Source organism: Mycobacterium sp. E2989, from assembly GCF_001667595.1.
Lineage (GTDB): Bacteria > Actinomycetota > Actinomycetes > Mycobacteriales > Mycobacteriaceae > Mycobacterium.
Window position 1 is genome coordinate 35,708 of record NZ_LZJX01000023.1, and the last position, 22,453, is coordinate 58,160.

22 protein-coding genes are annotated in these 22,453 nt (G+C 67.1%); 15 read left to right on the forward strand and 7 right to left on the reverse strand.

Annotated features, from left to right (window positions below):
- The first annotated feature begins 1 nt into the window (after position 1).
- The 4 genes from A5680_RS05770 to A5680_RS05785 are packed head-to-tail and all read left to right on the forward strand — an operon-like array spanning position 2 to position 3,972.
- On the forward strand, positions 2-1,309 hold the full coding sequence (locus A5680_RS05770; protein ID WP_055401952.1) for an LLM class flavin-dependent oxidoreductase: 1,308 nt from the start codon (positions 2-4) through the stop codon (positions 1,307-1,309).
- Between the two features lie 31 nt (positions 1,310-1,340).
- Positions 1,341-2,162 carry a coniferyl-alcohol dehydrogenase gene (locus A5680_RS05775; RefSeq protein ID WP_067817154.1) on the forward strand — a complete coding sequence of 274 codons (822 nt, stop codon included), beginning with the start codon at positions 1,341-1,343 and terminating at the stop codon, positions 2,160-2,162.
- The gene (locus tag A5680_RS05780) at positions 2,159-3,151 is read left to right on the forward strand and encodes a cyclase family protein (RefSeq protein ID WP_067817157.1); all 993 of its coding nucleotides are present in this window, start codon (positions 2,159-2,161) and stop codon (positions 3,149-3,151) included. The genes A5680_RS05775 and A5680_RS05780 overlap by 4 nt, the downstream gene beginning before the upstream one ends.
- On the forward strand, positions 3,151-3,972 hold the full coding sequence (locus A5680_RS05785; protein WP_067817331.1) for an alpha/beta fold hydrolase: 822 nt from the start codon (positions 3,151-3,153) through the stop codon (positions 3,970-3,972). Before A5680_RS05780 ends, A5680_RS05785 begins: the two co-directional genes overlap by 1 nt.
- Positions 3,973-3,976: 4 nt before the next feature.
- On the opposite strand, the gene A5680_RS05790 is transcribed toward A5680_RS05785, so the two are convergent.
- Positions 3,977-5,608, reverse strand: a complete 1,632-nt coding sequence (locus tag A5680_RS05790) for a multicopper oxidase family protein (RefSeq protein ID WP_067817160.1) — start codon at positions 5,606-5,608, stop codon at positions 3,977-3,979.
- 113 nt (positions 5,609-5,721) lie between these two features.
- Positions 5,722-6,474, reverse strand: coding sequence for an SDR family oxidoreductase (locus A5680_RS05795; protein WP_067817165.1), 753 nt, complete (start codon positions 6,472-6,474; stop codon positions 5,722-5,724).
- A gap of 149 nt (positions 6,475-6,623) precedes the next feature.
- Here A5680_RS05795 and A5680_RS05800 point away from each other — a divergent pair, with 149 nt between their 5' ends.
- Positions 6,624-7,424, forward strand: coding sequence for an SDR family NAD(P)-dependent oxidoreductase (locus A5680_RS05800; RefSeq protein ID WP_055401961.1), 801 nt, complete (start codon positions 6,624-6,626; stop codon positions 7,422-7,424).
- An 8-nt stretch (positions 7,425-7,432) separates the two neighbouring features.
- On the opposite strand, the gene A5680_RS05805 is transcribed toward A5680_RS05800, so the two are convergent.
- The gene (locus A5680_RS05805) at positions 7,433-8,077 is read right to left on the reverse strand and encodes a PAS domain-containing protein (protein WP_067817168.1); all 645 of its coding nucleotides are present in this window, start codon (positions 8,075-8,077) and stop codon (positions 7,433-7,435) included.
- A 201-nt stretch (positions 8,078-8,278) separates the two neighbouring features.
- Between A5680_RS05805 and A5680_RS05810 the strand changes: the two genes are divergently transcribed.
- From A5680_RS05810 to A5680_RS05850, 9 genes are all read left to right on the forward strand, one after another.
- Positions 8,279-8,944: a TetR/AcrR family transcriptional regulator gene (locus A5680_RS05810; RefSeq protein WP_055401965.1), complete on the forward strand. Its 666-nt coding sequence runs from the start codon at positions 8,279-8,281 to the stop codon at positions 8,942-8,944.
- A gap of 11 nt (positions 8,945-8,955) precedes the next feature.
- Positions 8,956-9,150 carry a ferredoxin gene (locus A5680_RS05815; RefSeq protein WP_055401967.1) on the forward strand — a complete coding sequence of 65 codons (195 nt, stop codon included), beginning with the start codon at positions 8,956-8,958 and terminating at the stop codon, positions 9,148-9,150.
- 1 nt (position 9,151) lies between these two features.
- Positions 9,152-10,396, forward strand: coding sequence for a cytochrome P450 (locus tag A5680_RS05820; protein WP_067817171.1), 1,245 nt, complete (start codon positions 9,152-9,154; stop codon positions 10,394-10,396).
- 159 nt (positions 10,397-10,555) lie between these two features.
- On the forward strand, positions 10,556-11,617 hold the full coding sequence (locus A5680_RS05825; protein ID WP_197281183.1) for an amidohydrolase family protein: 1,062 nt from the start codon (positions 10,556-10,558) through the stop codon (positions 11,615-11,617).
- Positions 11,618-11,626: 9 nt separating this feature from the next.
- Positions 11,627-12,868 carry a Xaa-Pro peptidase family protein gene (locus A5680_RS05830; protein WP_067817174.1) on the forward strand — a complete coding sequence of 414 codons (1,242 nt, stop codon included), beginning with the start codon at positions 11,627-11,629 and terminating at the stop codon, positions 12,866-12,868.
- Entirely contained in the window at positions 12,858-13,976 is a 1,119-nt protein-coding gene (locus A5680_RS05835) for a Xaa-Pro peptidase family protein (protein WP_067817177.1), read from the forward strand. The genes A5680_RS05830 and A5680_RS05835 overlap by 11 nt, the downstream gene beginning before the upstream one ends.
- A gap of 2 nt (positions 13,977-13,978) precedes the next feature.
- Positions 13,979-14,971 (forward strand): enoyl-CoA hydratase/isomerase family protein, encoded by a 993-nt coding sequence (locus A5680_RS05840; RefSeq protein WP_067817180.1) that lies wholly within the window; start codon positions 13,979-13,981, stop codon positions 14,969-14,971.
- A complete protein-coding gene (locus A5680_RS05845; RefSeq protein ID WP_231977571.1) occupies positions 14,971-17,388 on the forward strand; it encodes a CaiB/BaiF CoA-transferase family protein in 2,418 nt (805 codons plus the stop codon). The genes A5680_RS05840 and A5680_RS05845 overlap by 1 nt, the downstream gene beginning before the upstream one ends.
- Before the next feature lie 7 nt (positions 17,389-17,395).
- A complete protein-coding gene (locus A5680_RS05850; protein WP_067817183.1) occupies positions 17,396-18,205 on the forward strand; it encodes an SDR family NAD(P)-dependent oxidoreductase in 810 nt (269 codons plus the stop codon).
- Here A5680_RS05850 and A5680_RS05855 read toward each other — a convergent pair.
- From A5680_RS05855 to A5680_RS05865, 3 genes are all read right to left on the reverse strand, one after another.
- Entirely contained in the window at positions 18,202-19,032 is an 831-nt protein-coding gene (locus tag A5680_RS05855; RefSeq protein ID WP_067817185.1) for an SDR family NAD(P)-dependent oxidoreductase, read from the reverse strand. The genes A5680_RS05850 and A5680_RS05855 overlap by 4 nt on opposite strands.
- A gap of 11 nt (positions 19,033-19,043) precedes the next feature.
- Positions 19,044-19,892, reverse strand: a complete 849-nt coding sequence (locus A5680_RS05860; protein ID WP_067817188.1) for a mycofactocin-coupled SDR family oxidoreductase — start codon at positions 19,890-19,892, stop codon at positions 19,044-19,046.
- A 206-nt stretch (positions 19,893-20,098) separates the two neighbouring features.
- Positions 20,099-20,749, reverse strand: coding sequence for a TetR/AcrR family transcriptional regulator (locus A5680_RS05865; RefSeq protein ID WP_055401984.1), 651 nt, complete (start codon positions 20,747-20,749; stop codon positions 20,099-20,101).
- A gap of 242 nt (positions 20,750-20,991) precedes the next feature.
- Here A5680_RS05865 and A5680_RS05870 point away from each other — a divergent pair, with 242 nt between their 5' ends.
- Complete coding sequence (locus A5680_RS05870; protein WP_067817190.1) at positions 20,992-22,167, forward strand: acyl-CoA dehydrogenase family protein; 1,176 nt, start codon at positions 20,992-20,994, stop codon at positions 22,165-22,167.
- Here A5680_RS05870 and A5680_RS05875 read toward each other — a convergent pair.
- Positions 22,164-22,427, reverse strand: a complete 264-nt coding sequence (locus A5680_RS05875; RefSeq protein WP_067817192.1) for a DUF4190 domain-containing protein — start codon at positions 22,425-22,427, stop codon at positions 22,164-22,166. The two genes, A5680_RS05870 and A5680_RS05875, sit on opposite strands and share 4 nt — an antisense overlap.
- Between the last annotated feature and the right edge of the window lie 26 nt (positions 22,428-22,453).

Consider the following 22,453-nt stretch of genomic DNA (forward strand, 5'->3'; position numbering starts at 1 on the left):
AATGAAAGTATCCCTGTTCTACGAGTTCGCCCTGCCGCGGCCGTGGGCGCCCGACGACGAACACGTCATGATGCAAGAGTGCCTCGACGAGGTGGAGGCCGCGGACAAAGCCGGCTTCTCCACCGTCTGGCTGACCGAGCACCACTTCCTGGAGGAGTACTGCCACTCGACGGCGCCCGAGATCTTCCTGGCCGCGGCCAGCCAGCGGACCAAGAACATCCGGCTGGGATTCGGCATCATGCACCTGCCGCCGGTGGTCAATCACCCGGCCCGCGTCGCCGAGCGCATCGCCACCCTCGATTTGCTCTCCAACGGCCGCGTCGAGTTCGGCACCGGGGAATCGTCCTCGGTCGGTGAGCTGGGCGGGTTCAACATCGATCCCGCCGACAAACGGGCACAGTGGGAGGAGGCCCTCGAGGTCTCGATTCGCTGCATGATCGAGGAGCCGTTCACCGGCTTCAACGGCGAGCACGTCCAGATGCCGGCGCGCAACGTCGTTCCCAAGCCGCTGCAGAAGCCGCATCCGCCGGTCTGGGTCGCGTGCACGCGGCCGGCCAGCGTGCAGATGGCCGCCCAAAAGGCGATCGGCGCCTTGAGTTTCGCCTACACCGGTCCAGGCCCGCTGACCGAGCGGGTGAACGGCTACTACAAGGAATTCGAAGAAAACGGCGTGCCCGTCACGCCGCGCATCAATCCGAACATCCTGGCCATCGGCGGCGACCTGTCGATGATGGTCGCCAAGACCGACGAGCAGGCGCTGCAACGGCTGGGGCAGGGCGGCGGATTCTTCTCGTTCGGGATCATGCACTACTACATGACGGGGGTGCACACCCCCGGACGGACCGGCGTGTGGAAGCGGTATCTCGAAGAGGTCGAAAAGGATCCGACGCTGGCGTACGGCCCGGGGCGGGGGGCGATCGGATCGCCCACGACCGTCCGAGAATTCCTGCGCGGCTACGAGGAAAGCGGCGTCGACGAGATCATCCTGCTGCTCAACCCCCGCAGCCACGAGGGCACCATGGAGTCCATCGAGCTGATGGGCAAGGAGGTGCTGCCCGAGTTCATCGAGCGCGACGCGAAGGCGGTGGCCGAGAAGGCCAAGCGGCTCGAGCCGGTCATCGAAAAGGTGGAGGCGCGGCGGCCGGCATCCACGGCGCCGCAGTTCGACGAACAGTACTCGTTTGGTGGCCTGCCGACCGGTCGGGGCGGTAAGTTCACCGCAAGCGAGATCCCCGAAGCCATGGCGGAAATCAACGAGGGCCGCGTACAGGCGGCCCAGCGGTTGAAAGAACAGCAGCAGCAGAAGTGACTCCGGAAGGTCGCTGAACTAGGAGACGGCCTTGGGAACCATCGACGCGCTCTGGCGCTACGACGGCCGCCGGGCGGTGGTGACCGGATGCGCCTCGGGCATCGGTGGGCACGTGGTCCGCCAGCTCACGGAACTGGGTGCCGACGTCATCGGGCTGGACAAGTGCCGCCCCGACTTCGGGTTGAACGACTTCCGTGAGATCGATCTGGCTGACCAGCATTCGATCGACGACGCCGTGGCGTCGATCGGGGGGCGGGCCGACGCGCTGTTCAATGTCGCCGGTGTCTCGTCGGGGATCGGTAACCCGCCGCTGGTGGCCACGGTGAATTTTCTGGGCCTGCGCCATCTGACCGAGTCGCTGGTACCGATGATGGTCGCGGGATCGTCGATCGTCAGTGTCTCATCGCTCGCCGCGGCTTCCTATCGCGAACATGCCTCGGCGGTGGCACCCCTGCTCAACACCGCGACGATGCAGGAGGGCATCGATTGGTGCCACGCCAATCCCGATATCTTGGGCAACGGCTACCAGCTATCCAAAGAAGCGATCATCTTCTATACCGCGCGAAGCGCTACGCCGCTGGGCGCCAAGGGCATTCGCATCAACTGCTCGGGGCCCGGGGTCACCGAGACGCCGATCCTCGATCAGCTGCGCACGGCCTACGGGCAGGGCTTCCTCGACGACATCCCAAAGCCTCTGGGCAGGGTTTCCGACCCCGCCGAGCAGGCGGCGGTGTTGCTCTTCTTGAATAGTGCTGCCGCCAGCTATATCACGGGGCAGATCCTCTGGGTCGACGGCGGCAACGTGGGCGCCGCGATCGCGCGTGACCTCTTAGGGCAGGAAGGAGCCCCGTGACCGACTTGACCGATTTCCGACGGGTCGCGCGTGACGTCTCCAATTGGGGACGGTGGGGCGACGACGACGAGCTGGGCACGCTGAACTTCATCACCGCGGACAAGATCGCCCAGGCCGCCGGTCTGGTCAGGCACGGCAAGGTGTTTCCGCTCGGCGTCGACTTCGGCGCGTCGGGTCCGCAGGGCGCCTTCGAGTTCCGGCACAATCCCGTCCACGTCATGACGGTGGACGGGGGCGACGTGAACACGCTGGCCAAGTATGGACCGAGTTGGCCGCGTAACCCGTTGGCGCAGCAGCTGAGTGGCTACATGACGGCCGACAACCCGTTTCGTTTCAACGACGACATCATCATCATGCCGTTGCAGGCGGCGAGCCAGTGGGATGCGCTGTCCCACGTCTACTACGACGATCGCCTCTACAACGGCTTCGCCGCGGATTCGGTGACCAGCATGGGCGCCTACCACTGTGGCATCGACAAGGTCGACGTGAAGGGCATCACGTCCCGCGGGGTGTTGCTGGATTTGGTTCGCCACCGGGGCGCCGAGGTCTTCCTCGAAGCCGGCAACCCGATCTCCCCGGAAGAACTCGACGACGTGGTTCGCGCGCAGGGCGTGACGATCGGGCGAGGCGACATCGTGCTGATCCGGACCGGTTGGTGGACAAGGTTTGCCATGACGGGGAACAAGACCGAGGGCTACTCCGGGCTGGACTGGCGGTGCGCGCAGTGGCTGCACGATCACGAGATCGCCGCGGTGGCCGCCGACAACCTTCAGGTAGAGGACCTGGTGTCGGGCGTCGACGGAGTCACCTTTCCCCTGCACCTGCTCTGCCTGCGCGATATGGGGATGATCTTCGGCGAATACTGGGATCTCACCGCGCTGGCCGAGGACTGCGCCGCCGACGGCGTGTACGAGTTCCAGCTCGTCGCGCCGCCCCTGCGGGTCGTCGGCGCCGTGGGCTCACCGGTGAACCCGATAGCGATCAAGTGATCCAGACTCGTCGCAAGACCATGTTGGTCGACGGCCTGCTCACCAGTTATCTGGAAGCGGGCGACGGCGAGCCGGTGGTGCTACTGCACGGCGGCGAGTTCGGTGCCTGCGCCGAACTCGGCTGGGAACGCAACATCGCGGCGCTCGCCGCCCGGCACCGAGTGCTGGCGCCGGACCAGTTGGGCTTCGGGCAGTCGGCCAAGGTGATCGACTTCGTGGACGGGCGCGCGATGCGAATCCGCCATGTGGCGCGGTTCTGCCAGCTGCTCGGCATCGACTCCGCGCACTTCGTGGGCAACTCGATGGGCGCCATCAACCTGCTCACCGATGCCACCTCGGACACGCCGCTGCTGCCGGCCCGCAGCCTGGCAATCATCTGCGGGGGCGGCGAAATTCAACAGAATGAGCACTTCGAGGCGCTGCAACAATATGACGCCACGCCGTCGGGCATGCGCCGCATCGTCGAGGCCCTGTTTCACGACCCGGGATACCCAGCGGATGACGAGTACGTGCGGCGCCGGTACGAGTCCAGCACCGCGCCCGGGGCATGGGAGGCGGTGGCCGCGGCGCGATTTCGTCGCCCGGGTGCCACGCCGTCCGGTACGCCCTCGAGTGCCCGGGCGTACGAGCGCATCGCGGTGCCGACGCTGGTCGTCGAGGGGGGCGACGACAAGCTTCTTACCTCTGGCTGGGCCGCGCAGATCGCCGGGCAGATCGACGGCGCCCGCTCGGTGGTGGTCGACCGGGCGGGCCACTGCCCGCAGATCGAGCAGTCGTCGGTGGTCAACGAGTTGTTGCTGAATTTTCTGGCCGACGCCTGATCCGCTAGAACACGTAGTCCAGCCGGGTCTGCATGCCGGCCTCCTGGTGATAGGTGTTGTGGCAGTGCAACACCCACAGGCCCGGGTTGTCGGCCACCAGAACGGCGAGCAGCTTCTGCTTAGGCAGCACCATCAGGGTGTCCTTGCGCGCACCGGGGCTGCCGTCGGCCTTGATCAGTTGGAAGGTGTGCCCGTGCAGGTGGATCGGGTGATACATCATGGTGGGGTTGTCGAACGTGATGGTGGGCCGTTCGCCCTCCCGGACGTGCAGGGGTTCGGTGTTGCTGTAAGGCTTTCCGTTGATAGTCCAGTTGTATTGGACCATGTTGCCGCCCAGCACGACCGGAAGGTTGAGGCCGGGTTGCGGCCGGCCCAGGTTGACCGGTGTTGTCGCGGTGAACATCTCAATCGTGCCCACTCGCCGGTTCAGCTCGGGCGGCTGGAATCCCGGGTCCGGCGCGCTGCCGGACCCGGTGGACAGCAGCGCGCGCGCCAGTGCGTTCTTGCCCTCCGCCAAGGCGACCAGCGGGAAGACGCCGTCCGCGGCGGTCACCACGACGTCGTAGCGTTCGGCCATGCCGATGAGCAGGGCGTCGACCTGGACCGGCACCACGGGGTATCCGTCGGTGTGGGTGACCGTCATCGAGTGACCGGCCAACGCGACGCGAAACGTGGTGTCGGAGCCGGTGTTGATGAATCGGATCCGGATGCGCTGGCCCGGCTTTGCGTTGAAGGTCATGGGAGCGGCGGGAATTCGCCCGTTGACCAGATAGTAGGGGTAGGCGATATCGCCCGCGTCGCCACCGAGCAGATCGCTCTTACCGACGTTCCCCTCCGGCATCGGGGCGGGACTCGGCGAGCCGGTCGGTGTCGTCGAAGTCTCACCGCTCGACGTTGTCGTCGGGGTCTCGCTGGTGGTAGAGGTCGTCGACGTGGCGGGCGGCGTTGTGGTCGTGGTCGGGGGAGCGCTTGGCATGCTGGGCTTGTTCGGGCTGGTCAGTTCGGTGTAGAGCTGCTGCGGAGACTTTCCGATTCCGTCGGTCCAATCGTCAAGGACCACAATCCATTCGGCGTCATAGTTGCCCTCGGTCGGGTCGTCGACGATAACCGGGAGATACAGGCCCATGTCCGCGTCCAGGCCGGTGTGCGGATGGGCCCAGTAGGTGCCCGAATTCGGGACGGAGAAGTGGTAGGTGAAGTCCTGGCCGGCGGGGATGTTCGGCGTGGCCGGCGCGGCGCCGTCCATGTCGTTGCGCAGCGCGACGCCGTGCCAGTGCACCGATGTCGGATGGTCCAGCCGGTTCGACACCGTGACCACCAGCTCGTCGCCGATCCGCGCCCGGATCGGTGAGCCCGGGATGGTGTTGCCGTAGGCGAACGTACGGACAATGGGCCCACCCAGATCCACCTGGACCTGCTGGGCGGTCAGGCTGGCGGTGACGGTTCGGCCGCTGTGCGGCCGGGCGGCCTCCGCCGCGTCGATGGCGGCGGCCAACTGGGCATTGGCCGACGGCGCGGGCTTGGACTGACTGCACGCCGCCAGCGCCAACCCGCCGGCGATGCCGGCCGCCATGAATCCGCGCCTGGTCAGCTGAGCGCTTGGGGCGGTGACGTCGCTCGTGGGGGTCACAGGCATCACCGCTCCTCGTCGTCATCGATCTTCGGCGTCTTATACCGTGCTCGGCCGGAGGGCTCAGCGCAACTACCGCCGCGGTTGATGTCGCAACGGCGGTCGGCTACTTGGCGCCGCTACGACACCCCGGCCATCCAATCGCTGAACGTGGTCGGGTAGATCGTCGCGTCTTCGCCGTCGACCGGAACGATGCTGCGATCGTCGAGCAACGCGCCGTAATAGCGGACACCGTCGTCGGTGATCACCTGGCGATCGTCGCCGGTGGCCGCGAACCGGGCCCTGATGAAGTCGTCCATACCCTGCTTTTCCGGCCCGGCGATATTGATTACGCCGTTGACCGGGTTCCCGGCCGCGGCGCGGGTGACGGCCGTGGCGACGTCCGCGGCAGCGATGGGCTGGAAAGCGCCATGCGGGACGCGGACCGTGTCGCCGTCGGCCATCGAATCAGCAATGCCGCCAACGAATTCGAAGAACTGAGTCGCCCGCACGATCGAATACGGGAATCCCGATTCCACTATCTCTTTTTCCTGGGCCACTTTCGCCCGCATGTAGCCGCTTTCTGCCGCCCGGTCGGCCCCCACGATCGAGAGCGCGACGTGGTGCCGCGCGTTGGCGGTCCGCTCCGCGTCGAGGAGGTTGCGGGTGGAGGTGGTGAAGAAGTTCAGGACATCGTCGTCGGCCCAGGACGGCGAGTTGGAGACGTCCACAACGGTGTCGACGCCGGCGAGGGCACCGGCGAGGCCTTCCCCGGTGATGGTGTTGACCCCCGAGCTCGGCGAGGCGGGGATGGCCTCGTGTCCCAGCTCGGTGAGCTGGGCGACAACCTGTGATCCGATGAGTCCGCTACCCCCGACGACCAGAACCTTCATGAGCTTCCTCCCGAGTTTCCCGATGAACTGGCGCTCCCAGCATGGCGGGTGTGTGGGGCGAGCGAAACCCCTTGGGGCCTACCGATCGGCCCGGGCCCGCTTAAATCAACTGCTTGACTTAACGCGGTCGGCGCGGATTAACTCGTCGGGTGGTCAACGAATTGGAAGGCAAGGTCGCCGTCGTGACCGGCGGCGCCTCCGGCATCGGTCGCGGAATCGTGGAACGGTTTGTGGCCGAGGGGGCGCGGGTCGTCATCGCCGATGTCGAGGCCGAGAGGGGAGAGCAGCTGGCCGCCGCATCGGGCGCCGCCGCCCTGTTTCGGCGAACCGACGTCTCCGATCCCGCCCAGGTCGCGGCGCTGGTCGCCGCGACGGTCGAGACGTTCGGTGGCCTGCACATCATGGTGAACAACGCCGGAATCTCGAGCCCGCTGCGCCGGCTGCTGGACGACGACCTGGCCGACTTCCACCGGGTGATGGGGGTCAACGTTCTCGGGGTGATGGCCGGCACGCGAGATGCCGCTCGGCACATGGCCGAAAGCGGTGGCGGATCGATCATCAACCTGACGTCGATCGGTGGGATCCAGGCGGGCGGCGGGGTGATGATCTACCGCGCGTCGAAGGCCGCGGTCATCCAGTTCACCAAGTCCGCCGCAATCGAACTGGCGCGCTACGAGATTCGGGTCAACGCCATCGCGCCGGGAAACATCCCGACGCCGATCCTGGCGTCGTCGGCGGCCGACATGGATCCGGCCGAGCTGGAGCGCTTCGAAGCCCGGGTGCGCGAGACGATGCGCGAGGACCGGCCTCTGAAGCGCGAGGGCACACCCGACGACGTCGCCGAGGCGGCGTTGTACTTCGCCACCGATCGGTCCCGCTATGTCACCGGAACCGTGCTGCCGGTAGACGGTGGGACGTCCGCCGGCAAGGCGATCCGTTCCCGCAAGTAGCCGCGGCGTCAGGACTCTTCCGCCGGATGCCCGGCGTGGGTTTCCAGGCGAAGCCTGGCCAGCGCCTCGGCGCGTTCGAAATCTTGCGCGCCAACGCTTTCCATGACCACGCTGTGGGAATGTGCCAGCACACCGAGCACCGCTTCGCTGGGCAGGTCGGGAAACTGACGCCCGAGCACTTCCGCCGCCCTCCTCAACTCGAAGAGTTTCGGATACGCGCGCTCTTCCGGCGTCGGCGGTACGACGCGGGTGACGTCCTGGGCGTGCTGCAGCACGGCGACGGTCTTCTTGCCGTCTTTGATCGGGTCGTTCATCGGTGTCCAGACCCGGTAGACGAACGCGCCCGGGTTCTGCCGGTCGGGAAGGTCGTAGCGCTGGACCCCCATCCAGTGCCGGACCCCACGGCGGAAAACCAGATCCACCGACGCGGAGACGTTGGCCACGCCGTCCGCATCGGGATCGGCCGGGTTGTCCGGGAAGACGTCGAACAGCTGGTGGCCCAGCAACTCTTCGCGCGGATGCCCCGACACGCGTTCGCAGGCGGAGTTCACCGCGCGGATGCGCAAGTCGGCGTCGGCCACCAGGTACGGCGACCACTTCGACTGGAACCACGCGGAATCCTCGATCGCCGATACCCGGCTAGCTGACAACATCCCGCACCCACCAATGATTCACCGTCCCGACACCGCCGCGTTCCCGCACGCAAGAGGCCATCGTGACCGAGCGGGGAAGCGTTGGGCGAGGGACCTTTGTCACCCATTACCGGCTAAGTGGCACCGAAGCCGGCGCGAGCGGGCGCCAACAAATTAAATCAATCGCTTGACTTAATCGCTGGGCCGCGGTTGACTAGCCGGGTGACCACCATCGGCCGTGCAGTTCGCACCGAGCGGGCCAGTTCGACGCAGGAGGCGATCCTCGTTGCGGCCGAGCGGTTGTACGCCGAGCACGGCATGTTCGCGGTGTCCAACCGGCAGGTGAGCGAGGCTGCCGGCCAGGGCAACAACGCCGCGGTGGGCTACCACTTCGGCACGAAGGCGGACCTGGTCCGCGCGATCGAACACAAGCACCGGGGGCCGGTCGAGCAGCTGCGCGAGCGGATGGTGGCCGAACTGCTCGAAGCGGGTGGTTCGACCGAGCTGAGGGACTGGGTGGCCTGCCTGGTGCGGCCGCTCACCGATCATCTGGAGGAACTCGGCAATCCCACCTGGTACGCGCGTTTCGCGGCGCAGGCGATGACCGATCCCGCGTACTACCACATCATCGTCAAGGGCGCCCTCAGCTCGCCATCCCTGGTGCAGGTGGTCGAGGGCATCAACCGGTGCCTGCCCGACCTGCCGGCCGAAGTGCACTTCGAGCGAAACATCATGGCCCGCAACCTGTTGATGCACACCTGTGCCGACCGGGAACGATCGCTTGCCGCGGGCGCCTCGCCGCCCCAGCGTTCCTGGCGGGGCGCCGCCTCGGGTCTCATCGACGCGATCGTGGGCCTGTGGCTGGCGCCCGTCACCCCGTACGAATGAGAGGTCTGCAGATGAAAGTGACTGTCGACCAAGATGTCTGCGCTTCGTCGGGCAATTGCGTGCTGAACGCGCCCGACGTGTTCGACCAGCGCGACGAGGACGGCGTCGTTGTTCTGCTCAACCCCAATCCATCCGCCGATGAGGCGCCCGGCGCCCGGCGAGCGGCCGCGGCGTGCCCCGCGCTGGCTATCCAGATCGAGGAATGAGATGTCAGAAACGCTGACTAACACTTCCGGCGTCGAGGCGACCGAGATCCCGGATTATCCGATGCCGCGGCGGGCGGGCTGCCCCTTCGCCCCGCCGCCGGATGTCATGGCGCTTGCCCAAGAGCGACCCTTGTCCCGGGTGCGCATCTGGGACGGGAGCACCCCGTGGCTCATCACCGGCTATGAGCAAGTGCGGGAACTGTTCTCGGATTCGCGGGTCAGCGTCGACGATCGGCGGCCGGGGTTTCCGCACTGGAACGCGGGCATGCTGTCCACGGTGCACAAGCGGCCGAGGTCCGTCTTCACCGCCGACGGCGAAGAGCACACCCGATTTCGGCGCATGTTGTCGAAACCCTTCACGTTCAAGCGAGTTGAGGGCTTGCGCCCGACCATCCAGCAGATCACCGATGACCGCATCGACGCGATGCTGGCCGGCCCGCAGCCCGCCGATATCGTCACCGCGTTGGCCTTGCCGGTTCCCTCGCTGGTGATCAGCGAGCTGCTAGGTGTCCCCTATGAGGACGCCGACATGTTCCAGCACCACGCCAACGTCGGGCTCGCGCGCTACGCGACGGGCGAAGACACCGTCAAAGGCGCGATGAGTCTGAACAAGTACCTCGCGCAACTGGTCGAGGCCAAAATGGAGGATCCGGCGCAGGACGCGGTTTCCGATCTGGCCGAGCGCGTCAAGGCCGGCGAACTGAGCGTCAGAGAGGCGGCCCAGCTGGGCACCGGGCTGCTGATCGCCGGGCACGAGACCACCTCGAACATGATCGGTCTCGGGGTGCTGGCCCTCCTGGTCAACCCGGACCAGTTGGCCGTCCTGCGCGACGCCGACGACGACAAGGTCATCGCCAGCGCGGTCGAGGAATTGTTGCGCTATCTCAGCATCATTCAGAACGGGCAGCGCCGCGTCGCCCTCGAAGACATCCACATCGCCGGGGAGACGATCCGCGCCGGCGAAGGCATCATCATCGACTTGGCCCCGGCCAACTGGGATCCGGACGCCTTCCCCGAACCGGACCGGCTGTACCTGCACCGCTCGGGGGCCGACCGCAACGTCGCCTTCGGGTACGGCCGCCATCAATGCGTGGGCCAACAGCTCGCCCGCGCCGAGCTGCAGATCGTTTACCGCACCCTGTTCCGCCGCGTCCCCACGCTGGAACTGGCGATCGGAGTCGAGGACGTGCCCTTCAAGGACGACCGGCTCGCCTACGGCGTCTACGAACTTCCGGTGACCTGGTAGCCCCAGGTCGCTACTCTCAACACTGCAGATCCGAATGGAGGGTCAATGATGACGACTCAAGCAAGCGCCGTTTCGCTTTACCCACCCGAAGGCTTCGGGGCCCCCAAGAATCGCCGCGGTCACGCCTCGGGCGCGGATGTCGGCCTGCCGGCCGGGACCGTGGTGTTCTCCGCGGACAACCACATCTCGTTGGCGGATGACATTTTCTACCAACGCTTTCCGGACGACCTCAAAGACAAGGCGCCGCGGATCTGGTACGAGGACGGCGCCTATCAGGTCGGTCGCAAGGGCCAGTCGTTCCTGCCCGGCGACTTCAGCGCGGTGCTGATGCAGTACGACGACCTGCCCGGGGCCGCGAGTACCAACATCGAGGCGCGCATCCAGGAACTGCGCGACGACGGGGTCGACAAGGAATTGGCCTTCCCCAACGCGATTTTGGCGCTCTTCCACTACCCCGACAAGAAGCTGCGCGAACTCGCCTTCCGCATCTACAACGAGTACATCGCCGAACTGCAGGAGCGCTCGGGCGGCCACTTCTACGGCGCCGGGCTGATCAATTGGTGGGACCCGCAGGGCACGCGAAAGACCCTGGAAGAGCTGAAGTCCTTGGGGCTGAAGACCTTTCTGATGCCACTGAACCCCGGCAAGGACGACGACGGCAATCCGATCGACTACTCCAGCACCGCGATGCGGGCGGTGTGGGACGAGATCGAGGCCGCCGGCCTTCCGGTCACGCACCACATCGGGGAAACGCCGCCGAAGAGCCCGACCGAGTTCAACAGTGTCGTCGTCGGCATGATGATCAACATCGACGGGTTCCGGGAGACGTTCTCCAAGTACATCTTCGGCGGCATCCTGGACGACCATCCGGGCCTGCGGATCGGTTGGTTCGAGGGCGGCATCGCCTGGGTGCCGTGGGCGCTGCAGGACGCCGAACACCTGGTGGCGTCCTACCGGCACATGTTCAACCGCCCGCTGCAGCACGATGTGCGGTACTACTGGGACAACCACATGAGCGCGTCGTTCATGGTCGATCCGCTCGGGCTGCAGTTGATCGACAAGATCGGCGTGGACAAGGTCATGTGGTCCAGCGATTACCCGCACAACGAAAGCACCTACGGCTATTCCGAAAAGTCGCTGGCCGCGGTCGTGGACGCCGTCGGCCCCGCCGACGCCGCGAAAATCGTGAGCGGCAACGTCACGAAGTTCCTGGGTCTGTAGGACGCGGAGATGACAACGTTCGCGCAAGCGGGCGCGGGCACCGGCAGCCTGGTGATACCCGAGACGCCCGATATGGGTCGTATGCGGCGTGAGACCGGGGCCCGGCTGCGCTCGGCGATGGCCGAACGCGGCGTCGACGCGCTGATTCTGCTCGGCAACAGCGCCGTGGTCTATGCCACCGGCACCAGTTGGCCGCTGGGCGATGCCGGTTTGTCCTATGTCGAGCGGCCGGTCGCGGTGGTGCTCGCCACCGATGAGTGGCCGCACTTGTTCCTGCCGTTCCGCGAGGGCGCCTCGCTGGAGTCCGACTTGCCGGCCGATCACGTCCACGGCCCGGTGTATCTCGAATTCGACGAGGGGGTCGAAGAATTCGCGCGCCGGCTGGCCGACTTGGTTTCCGCCCAAGCGGTCGTCGCGGTCGACGAGTGCACCGGCGCCATGTCGCGCGCCGCGAAGACGTTGTTCCCCGGCGGTCCGCCCGTCGACGCGTCGGCAATTGTCAGCGCCGCCAAGGCGGTCAAGACGCCGGACGAGTTGTCCTGCATGCGCACCGCCATCCGGATCACCGACGAGGCGATGGTCGAGGTCCACAAGCGATTGGCCCCGGGAATCCGACAGGTCGACCTGTCCGCGAGCTTTCTGCGGCGGGCCTTCGAGCTGGGCGCCACGGCCAGCATGCTCGAACCGATCTGGCAGGTGATGCCGCCCAGCAAGGCCGAGGGCGTGTGGACCACGCACGGCGACCTTGCGCTGCCACTGCTGAGCACCGAACGCGAACTGGCCGAGGGCGACGTGCTGTGGACCGACGTCAGCATCACCTACCACGGCTACTGCTCGGACTTCGGGCGCACCTGGATCGTCGGCAAGGACCCGACGCCACGCCAGCGGGCGCAATTCGACAAGTGGTTCGAGATCATGTCCGCCGTGCTCGGTGTCGTGAAGGCCGGCGCCACCGCGGCGGACCTGGGGCGGGCGGCCATCAACGCCAACGGCGGTGCCAAGCCGTGGCTGCCGCACTTCTACCTGGGTCACGGCATCGGCGTGAACGCCGCCGAAATGCCCATGATCGGAACCGATCTGGGCGCGGACTTCGACGAGAAGTTCGTCCTGCGAGCGGGCATGGTGCTGGTCCTGGAACCGGTGGTGTGGGAGGACGGCACCGGCGGTTACCGCAGCGAGGAGGTCTTGGTAATCACCGAGGAGGGCTGGATCCGATTGACCGACTACCCGTATGACCCCTATGGCAACTGAGGTCCTGCCCGACGCCCGCGCGCTGCGCTGCGGTCGGCGCCAGCGAGTGCTGGATCAGATGGCGGCGCACGACCTCGACGTCCTGGTCCTGGGTCGCCAAGCCAACGTCCGCTACGTCACGGGGGCGCCGCAGTTGTGGGTCGCCGGCACCCGGCCGTTCGGCCCGACGTGTGTGCTGGTGCGCGCGACCGGGGCGATGCATCTGCTCAGCACCTGGGACGAGGGCGTTCCCGAGGATATCCCGCACGAGAACCTGTACGGCATCTCGTGGAACCCGATGAACACCATGTCGGCGCTGCGGCGCATCGACGGGGCGGACACCGCCCGGCGGGTCGGAACCGATGCGATTTCACCGGTTTTCGCTCAACTGCTGCCGACGGCGTTCCCCAATGCGGAACTCGTGGACGGCGAACTGGCGATGCGGGCCGCCCGGCGCGTCAAGACGGCCGAAGAGGTGGCGGCGCTGCGGGAGGCCGTCTCGGTCGCCGAGTCGGGCTTGGCCGCCGCCGTGTCCGAACTGCGCCCCGGGACAACCGAACAGGCGCTGGCCGGCGCCTTGCTGGAGGCCATCGCGGGCGGCGGCGTCAGCACCCCGTCGAACCAGGACGTCGCGTGGGTGACGTCACCCGATCATCCGTGGCGGCGCCCGGCCGCGGACGGCCGGGTCAAAGACGGTGACCTGGTGGCTTTCTCGGCCGGCGTGCTGGCGGGTGGCTACATCGGCGAGGTCGGACGCACTTGGCCGGCCGGTGCCGCGCGCGGCGCCGGGGCGGTGTATCGGCGCTGGGAAGGCTTGTGGGACGGGCTGTTGGCCGCCTGCCAACCTGGCGCGGGGGCAAGCGAATTGCTGGACGCGTATCGGGCCGCGGGGGAGCCGGCGCCGCCGATGCCGGTGGCCCGCGGCCTGGGCATGGGCTTCGACCCTCCCGTCATCTCCGAGCACCTGCCCGCGACCGCCGCCGGGGAACGGCTGGAACCGGGCATGGTGCTGGCCGTGACGGGCTACGTCTGGGAACAGCGGATCGGCGCGGTCTTCGGGCGCGAAGCCGTATTGATCACCGCCGACGGCCCCGAGGTGTTGACCGCCAGCCCGTTCTGGCGCGAATAGCCATGGCCGGCAAGTCCCCACCCGCGCCCGAGGAGATCGTCAGATATCACAAGGATGTCGAAACCCGCATCGCCACAATCACATTCGATCGGCCGGGCCAGCTCAACGTGCCCACCATCGCCGCCCGGCTGCGCTACGCCGACCTGTTGCACCGCGCGTCCATCGACGACGAGGTCAAGGTCCTGGTGGTCCGCGGGGCCGGCGATGACCTCGGCTCGGGTGCGGACCTCACCGAGGAAATGGCGGCGCAGAACTCGGAGGATCCGAGTGACCGACTCGCAGAATATCGGGTCGGCGGCGACGCGGTCAGCTTTCCTCCCGAGGGCTCGTTTCGGCGCGGCGCGACCCTGGGCCAGTGGTACGCCAACCCGAACTCGGGCATCCGCGGCCTGCAGGACTTCAAGAAGATCAGCATCCTCGAGGCCAAGGGTTACTGCTACGGCTGGCACTTCTACCAGGCGGCGGACGCGGATCTCGTGATCTCCAGCGAGGACGCGCTGTTCGGGCATCCCTCGTTCCGGTATTACGGCTGGGGGCCACGAATGTGGTGGTGGGCGCAGACCATGGGGATCCGGAAGTTTCAGGAGATGGTCTTCACCGGAAGGGCTTTCACCGCCGCGGAGATGTACGACTGCAACTTCCTCAACAGCGTGGTGCCGCGAGAGGAGCTCGAGGCGGAGGTGCACCGCTATGCGCTGGCCTGCGCGCGCAACCGCCCCACCGACACGGTGTTCATGCAGAAGGTCTTCTTCGAGATCATGAAGCAGTTCCAGGGCGAGTACATGGGCAGCATGCTCAGCGGGTTCTTCGAGTCGATGGGCGGCGTCGTCCGCCCGGACGGTGACGACTTCATGCTCTCCGCCGCCGTCGACCGGGGTCTGGGCGCAGCGGTGAAAGACAACGACGACAAGTTCCCACCGGAATGGCGCTTGAGCAAGAAGGGACGCAAGGACGGGGAAGCCAAGAAGAAGCCCGGCCGAAAGCGGAAGCGGTAGTGGGGGAATCCACCGTCGAATTACCGCTGGCCGGCTACACCGTGGTCGAACTGTCCACCGGAATAGCGGGCGCCTATTGCACCAAGTTACTTGCCGACGGCGGAGCGGATGTCGTCAAAGTCGAGCCGCCAGAGGGTGATCCGCTGCGCCGCTGGTCCGCATCGGGCGCCGTGATACCGCCCGGCGGCGACGGGGCGTTGTTCAGCTTTCTGGCCGGGTCGAAGCGCAGCGTCGTTGCGGATCCGGCGGTCGTCGATGACACAAAGCTGGTCGACAGGCTGCTGGCCGCCGCGGACGCGGTGGTGTGGTCCGGCGGCTCGAAAGTCGCCGAGCACCCGGACTTCACGCCCGCAGCGCTGCGCCGCCGTCATACCCACCTCACCGTCCTGTCCATCACCCCCTTCGGGCTGGAGGGGCCGTGGCGCGGCCGCGCGGCCACCGAATTCACCCTGCAGGCATGGTCGGGCGGCATCGTCGGCCTCGGGCGCGGCGAATCGGACCGCGCCCCGGTGTTCGTGGGCGGCCAGGTCGGGGAGTACCTGGCCGGGGCGTATGCGAGCGCGGCCATGCTCGCATCGCGCCACGGCCGGGCCGGCGGCGCCCCCGGCGAACTGCTCGACCTGTCGATGCTGGAAACCCACATCCTGTGCCTGACCTATTACCCCGTCACATATTTCGAGATGCTCGGGCGGCCCTGGCGAGACGCGCGGCGCGTCACCGTTCCGGGCGTGGCGCGCGCCAAGGACGGGCTGGTGGACGTCGGCTGCGGGACCGCGCAGCAGTGGCTCGACCTGTGCGCGATGGTCGGCCACCCCGAGTGGATCGACGAGGATTCGGAACTGACCATCACCGAGCGCGCCACGCTGAACGCCGACGAGATCTACGCATGGTTCGAAAGCAACACGGTCGACGAGATCCGGGAACTCGCAACGGCCTTCCGGATTCCGAACGCGCCGGTCGCCAACGGCGCCAACATCGCCTCGCTCGACCACTTCCGCGAACGCGGCTCGTTCGTGCCGAACCCGTGCGGCCGTTTTCAGCAACCGGGCCATCCCTACCGGCTGAGCCCCGCGCGGTTGCGCCCGCCGCAACCGGCCCCACGCCTGGGCGAACACACGGCGCACTACCGCGCCGCCGACCTGGCCCCCCGGTCCCTACCGGCCGGACCCGCAAATCGGCTGCCCCTGAGAGGGATTCGCGTGCTCGACATGACGACCTTCTGGGCCGGCCCCTGCTGCACCCACCTGTTGGCGATGCTGGGCGCGGAAGTCATCCATCTGGAGTCCACCCGCCGTCCCGACGGGACGCGGCTGATCGCCGGCGTGCCCGTCACCGAAAACCGGTGGTGGGAAAAGTCGCCGATCTTCGCGGCGCTCAACACCAACAAGAAGGGCCTCACGCTGGACCTGCAAAGCCCGCGCGGTGTGGAGCTATTGCGCCGGCTCATCGCGACCTGCGACGTGGTCGTGGAGAACTTCACGCCCCGCGTGCTCGACCAGCTCGGCCTAGATTTCGCGGCGGTCCAAGGGATCAAGCCCGACATCGTGATGGCGCGGATGCCCGGCTTCGGCCTGCAGGGCCCGTGGCGCGACAATCCGGCATTCGCCTACGTCATCGAAGCCGCGGCCGGGCTGACCTGGCTCACCGGATATCCCGACCGCGCACCGTATGACCCCTACTCGATCGGCGACCCCAACGCCGGCGTGCACGCCGTGAACGCGCTGCTGCTGGCGCTCGAACACCGCCACCGCACCGGGCAGGGCGTGTTCGTCGAAGCGGCGATGGTCGACGCCGCGCTCAGCATCGCCGCCGAACAGATCATCGAGCACTCCGCGTACGGGGCGCTGCTAGAACGCGCGGGCAACCGAGGTCCCACGGCGGCGCCGCAAAACCTGTACCGCAGCGCCGACGTCGACGAATTCGGGCGGCTCGACAGCTGGGTCGCCGTGGCGGTGTGCACCGACGAGCAGTGGGCTGGCTTGTGCGCGGCGATCGGATCCCCCTCGTGGGCAACGGATCCCAAGCTGGCCACCGCAAGCGGGCGCAGGGAGCATCACGACCTCATCGACGGGCGGATGGCCGCGTGGTGTGAGCGGCGCGGCGCAGACGACATCATCGCGACCCTGTGGGACGCCGGCGTTCCAGTCGCCAAGGTCATGCAACCGCACCGCCAGGCGGAACTCGCTCAGCTCGCGTTTCGGGGCTTCTTCGAGGACGTCGACCACCCGGTGAACGGTCCGGCTAGGCTCAGCACCGTGCCGATGAGGTCGTCCGCCGGGCCGACACAATTCCACACCCAGCACGCGCCGCTGCTCGGGCAACACAACCATGAGCTGCTGGCCGAGCTGGGATGCAGCGACGCGGACATCGCCGACCTGGAAGCCGGCGGCGTCATCGGCCGCGCACCGGCGATGTGATGAGACGATGGCGATCGATCCCTCGGACATCCTGCTCACCGGCCGCGTGGCGGTGGTGACCGGCGGCGGCGCGGGCATCGGCCGCGGCGTCGCGGCAGGGTTGGCGGCCTTCGGCGCCTCGGTCGCCATTTGGGAGCGTGACCCGCACACCTGCGCGCAAGCCGCGGAATCCATTGGTGCCCTGGGGATCCCGACCGACGTGCGCGACAGCGCCCAGGTCGACGACGCGTTGCGGCGCACGAGCACCGAACTTGGCACGCCGACGATCCTGGTCAACAACGCTGGAGGAGTGTTCTCGTCCCCGCTGTTGGAAACCACCGAGAACGGTTGGGATGCGCTCTATCGGGCCAATCTGCGCCACGTGCTGCTGTGCACGCAGCGCGTCGCGCGGGCGATGGTGTCGGCGGGACAGGGCGGCAGCGTCATCTCAGTGACGTCGATCGAGGGCGTGCGCGCCGCCCCCGGCTACGCGGCATATGCGGCGGCCAAGGCCGGGGTCATCAACTACACCCAGACCGCGGCGCTGGAGCTGGCGCCCCACGGCATCCGGGTCAACGCGATCGCGCCCGATATCACGCTCACCGAGGGGCTGGCGCAGCTCGGCGGCGAAGCGGCGCTGGCCGGGGTCGGCCACGTCGTGCCGCTGGGGCGCCCCGGTCATGTCGACGAAATCGCCGGTGTCGCGGTGTTTCTGGCGTCCCGAATGTCGGCCTACCTGACCGGACAGACCCTGCACGTCGACGGCGGCACGCACGCGGCGAGCGGTTGGTATCACGATCCGGCGACGGGCGGCTACCGGCTCGGCCCGTCGGGCTAGTGGGCCCACCCCTCGGCGACCTGCTCTTCGAAAGTGCGGTCGATGCGTTCGAACCTGCGGCGGATCGAGGCGCGGGCGGCTTCGTGCGGCAGCACGTATAGGCGATTGGCCAGAATCGCATCGGCCGTCAACCGGGCGACGTCGCCCACGCCGACGCCCTCGTCCTGCGTCGGCAGGGTCCCGCCGGCCGCTTCCGGCGAGGAACTCAGCCCGTAGTCCGCCCCCATGATCCGCTCCGAGTTGGAGACCAGCTTGGTCTCCACGACCATCGGGCACAGCACCGATACGCCGATTCCGGCGTCCTTGACCTCACGGGCGAGCGTCTCCGCCAGCCCGACCACACCGTATTTGGCGACGCCATAGGCCCCGAGGCCGGCGTTGGGCACCAGGCCGGCGAAGGACGCGGTGAAGGCGATGTGTCCGCCGGTGCCCTGTTCGAGCAGCCGCGGCACGAACGCCTCGACGGCATGGATGGAGCCCCACAGGTCGATGTCGATCACCCAGCGCCAGTCGTCGTGGGTCATCTGCGCGATCGGACCCGCGACCACGATGCCGGCGTTGCTGAAGACGACGTCCACGCTGCCCAGCAGGCGGAAGGCTTCGTCCGCCAGGTGGACCACCTCGTCGAACTGCCGGACGTCGCACACCACGCCGTGCGCGTCGAATCCCTGGGCCCGCAGGTGGTTTACCGCCTGCTCCAGGCCGGGTTGATCGACATCGGCGAGCACCACGCGGGCCCCCCGGCTGACGAACTCGGTGGCCGTGGCCAGACCAATACCACTCGCACCGCCGGTGACGACCGTTCCGCGACCTTCGAATCCGTCCATGGGACGGCACTCTATTTCAGGCAGCTACCGGCATCGATGGGCAGGGTCACTCCGGTGATGTAGCGGGATTCGTCCGAGGCGAAGAACAGCACCGCATTGCTGACGTCGATCGGCTCCACCCACGGGATCGGCATGGTGTGGAAAAGCTGACAGATTGGCGCCATGTCGTCGGGTCCCGGGTTCTGAAGATCCGGGCGGAACATCTTGAAGGTGCCCTCGTTGTGCAGCATCGGCGTCTTGACATGGGTCGGATGCACCGAGTTGACCCGAATCATGTACTGGCCCAACTCGACTCCGAAGGCCCGCATCAACCCGACGACACCGTGCTTGGCGGCGACGTAGTGTCCGGTGTGGGGGTAGGCCTTCAGTCCACCGACCGAACTGGTCAGGATGATGGAACCGCCGCGGCCGCCCGACTTCAGGTGCGGCACACCGGCTTTCACGGTCTTCCAGACACCCGCCAGATTGATGTCGATCATCTCGGTCCAGTCTTCTTCGCTGGTCTCGTCCAGGGTGTCGCCGCCATTGCCGATTCCGGCGTTGGCCACGATGATGTCGAGCCGTCCGAGTTGTTCGACACCGCTGTCCACCGCGGCTTTCAGCGCGGTGTAGTCGCGCACGTCGACCTCGGCGGTGAAGATCCGGCGGTTGTGCCCCTTGACCAGGTCGGCGGTCTCGGCGAGGTCTTCGGGCGTGGACGCCGGAATCGCGGTGTCGGTGACACCGTCGCGGATGGGCTTGCAGATGTCGATCGCGATGATGTCGGCGCCCTCTTGCGCCAACCGCACCGCGTGGCTGCGGCCCTGTCCGCGCGCGGCTCCGGTGACGAAAGCGACTTTGCCCTCAACACGTCCGGTCATGGCTACCTCAACTCCTGACTAGTTATCGCACGTCTTGGCGCAGAACAGCCGGAACCGCGTGTCTCGCCGCCTTCGCACTCTGTCACCACCCCGCCAGGGGTGTCAACGGCGAATCCGTTTTGGCTATCTGTGATTCTAAATATTAGAGAATCTGATTCTCGGCAGCAAAATGGCGTGCGCTATGTGATCAGTGGAGCGTGGACGCGCTAGCCGACGAAGCCGCGCGAGCAGAAATCCCACACCTCGTCGCTGGTGATGGGATGGATGGTCGCGTCGTCGGAGCCGCCGCTGGACTGGGCGATGAACATGACGGTCTGCATGGTCATCGCGGCCACGCGTTTCGCGTTGACCCCCTTGCGCAGCTTGCCGGCGTCGTAGGCGGCTTCCATCAGTTCGGTGAGCAAAGCCAACAGCGGGGCATGCGCCACCTTGACCTCGGCGGGGTGCGTGACCAGCAACCGCGGCGCGAAGTCGGTGAACAGCGGCCGCTTGGCAGTCGGATCGGGGCGGGAGGCCTCATAGAGGAGCTGGACGGCGACCTTCAGCCGCTCCAGGGGATCGGCCTGGCTCTCCGTGGCGGCACGAATCTGGTCGGCGGACCGGCTCAGCGCGTCTTCGAACAGCGCCAGCAACAGCTCGTGCTTGCCGTCGAACTGCAGGTAGAAGCTGCGCAGCGACTGGCGCGACCGGTCGACGACTTCCTGGACGGTAAAGTCCGTGGAGCCCTTTTCGATGATGATGGCCTGCGCGGCGTCGAGGAAGCGCTGAACACGCTGCGCGGCGCGCAGTTTCGCCGTTTTGATGGACCTCTCGACGGCGCGCTGCTTCCAGGCGGGCTCTTCGCTCGGACTGGTCACGGCCGACTCACCTGATTGCCGCGAGGGGAGAACATGATTGGACTCTACCGGAGAACGCCGTGACATCGCTGCGCTCGACCCCCTCACGGATCATGTGTCTGAGATTGTAACTTTCTCGTCACGAGAATACTATTCTCTTAGACGTGTGTTTGGAAGCGTAATCATAAGAGCGAACCGCGCCGTCGGCGGAAATCATGATCTACCGACGCAGGGGACTGCTCACGACCGTTGCGGGGAGGTCCGTGCAGCTCGCCTTTGACGCCGACGTGGAGGCGTTCCGCTCCGAATTCGTCGACTTCCTGAACGCGCATCTGCCCTCCGAGGCCGAGGCGTTCGAACGGCCCCGCTCCAGCTCGCACGTCCCGGAATGGGCGCGGCGCTGGCAACGACTGCTGTTCGACAGCGGGTGGCTGCTGCCGGGCAACCCGCCCGAGTTCGGCGGGCGCAACGCCACGCTGTTGCAGCAGTACGTGTACTTGGAGGAGTTGGGGCGCCGGCGCATCTATCAAAGCTTCAATCCGCAAGGTGTTGGCATCATCGCGGCCTCGTTGCTGTCCTTCGGGACGCCCGAGCAACAGCGGGAGTGGGCGGTGCCGATTCTGCGGGCCGACATCACCGCGTCGCTGGGAATGAGCGAACCCGGAGCGGGTTCGGACCTCGCCTCGCTCAAGACGCGGGCGGTGCTCGACGGCGATCACTTCGTCGTCAACGGGCAGAAGGTCTGGACGTCGGGCGCCCACGATGCCGACGTGCTGCTGACGTTCGTGCGGACCGACCCAAAGGCGCCGAAGCACAAGGGAATCAGCGTGCTGCTGATCCCGACGGACACGCCCGGGGTGGTGCGCCGACCGTTCGCCTCGATGTGCGACAGCAACGAGATCGATTTCAACGAGGTGTTTTTCACCGACGCGCGGGTGCCGGTCGAGAATCTGGTGGGCGAGCTCAACGGAGGCTGGCGCGTGGCCACCGGCTCCCTCGGCCACGAACGCGTGATGTTGTGGATGGGGTACGTCGACCTGTTGCACGAGTTGAGCATCGATTATCAGCCGTGCGGTTCGCTGGAGCGGGACCGCTACGCCACCCTGGTGATGGACGCCTACGCGCTGCGGTTGCTGGGGTCGGCGGAACTGTCCCGGGCTGCGCGCGGGGAAGAGGACGTACCGGCCCAGTCGGTGCTCAAGCTGCTGGGTTCCGAGGCGCTGCAACGGGCGTCGCAGGATGCGCTGGACTCCGCGGGCGTCGACGGGCTCGTCCACCGCGCGGTGACGGCCCCCTTCGCGCCGCTGAACCTGGACAGTCACTACCGCAGCTGGTTCGACCGCTACGCGCGCAGCTTTGCCGCGACGATCGCCGGCGGCACGTCGGAGATTCAGCGGAACATCATCGCCGAGCGGGTGCTCGGGTTGCCGCGGAACTAACGGGCGTCCACCCAGGCGTAGTACCCGATCGCGACGATCCCGGCCGCGATCGACACCGCCCCTAACACCATGCCCGCCAACGCGGTTCGCGCATTCGTGGCCTCGCCCCGCTGGACGCGCCTGCGCGCGACATCTCCGGTGATCACCGCCGCTATGCCGAACGGCACACCGAGCAGCATCCAGCAGGTCAGCAGCGCGACCACGCCGACGAGCAGCGAAGCGACGCCCATCTCGTTTCGGGGTGCGTCGGGCTGGCTCATCGCGTCCCATCTTCTCGGCGGCCAGA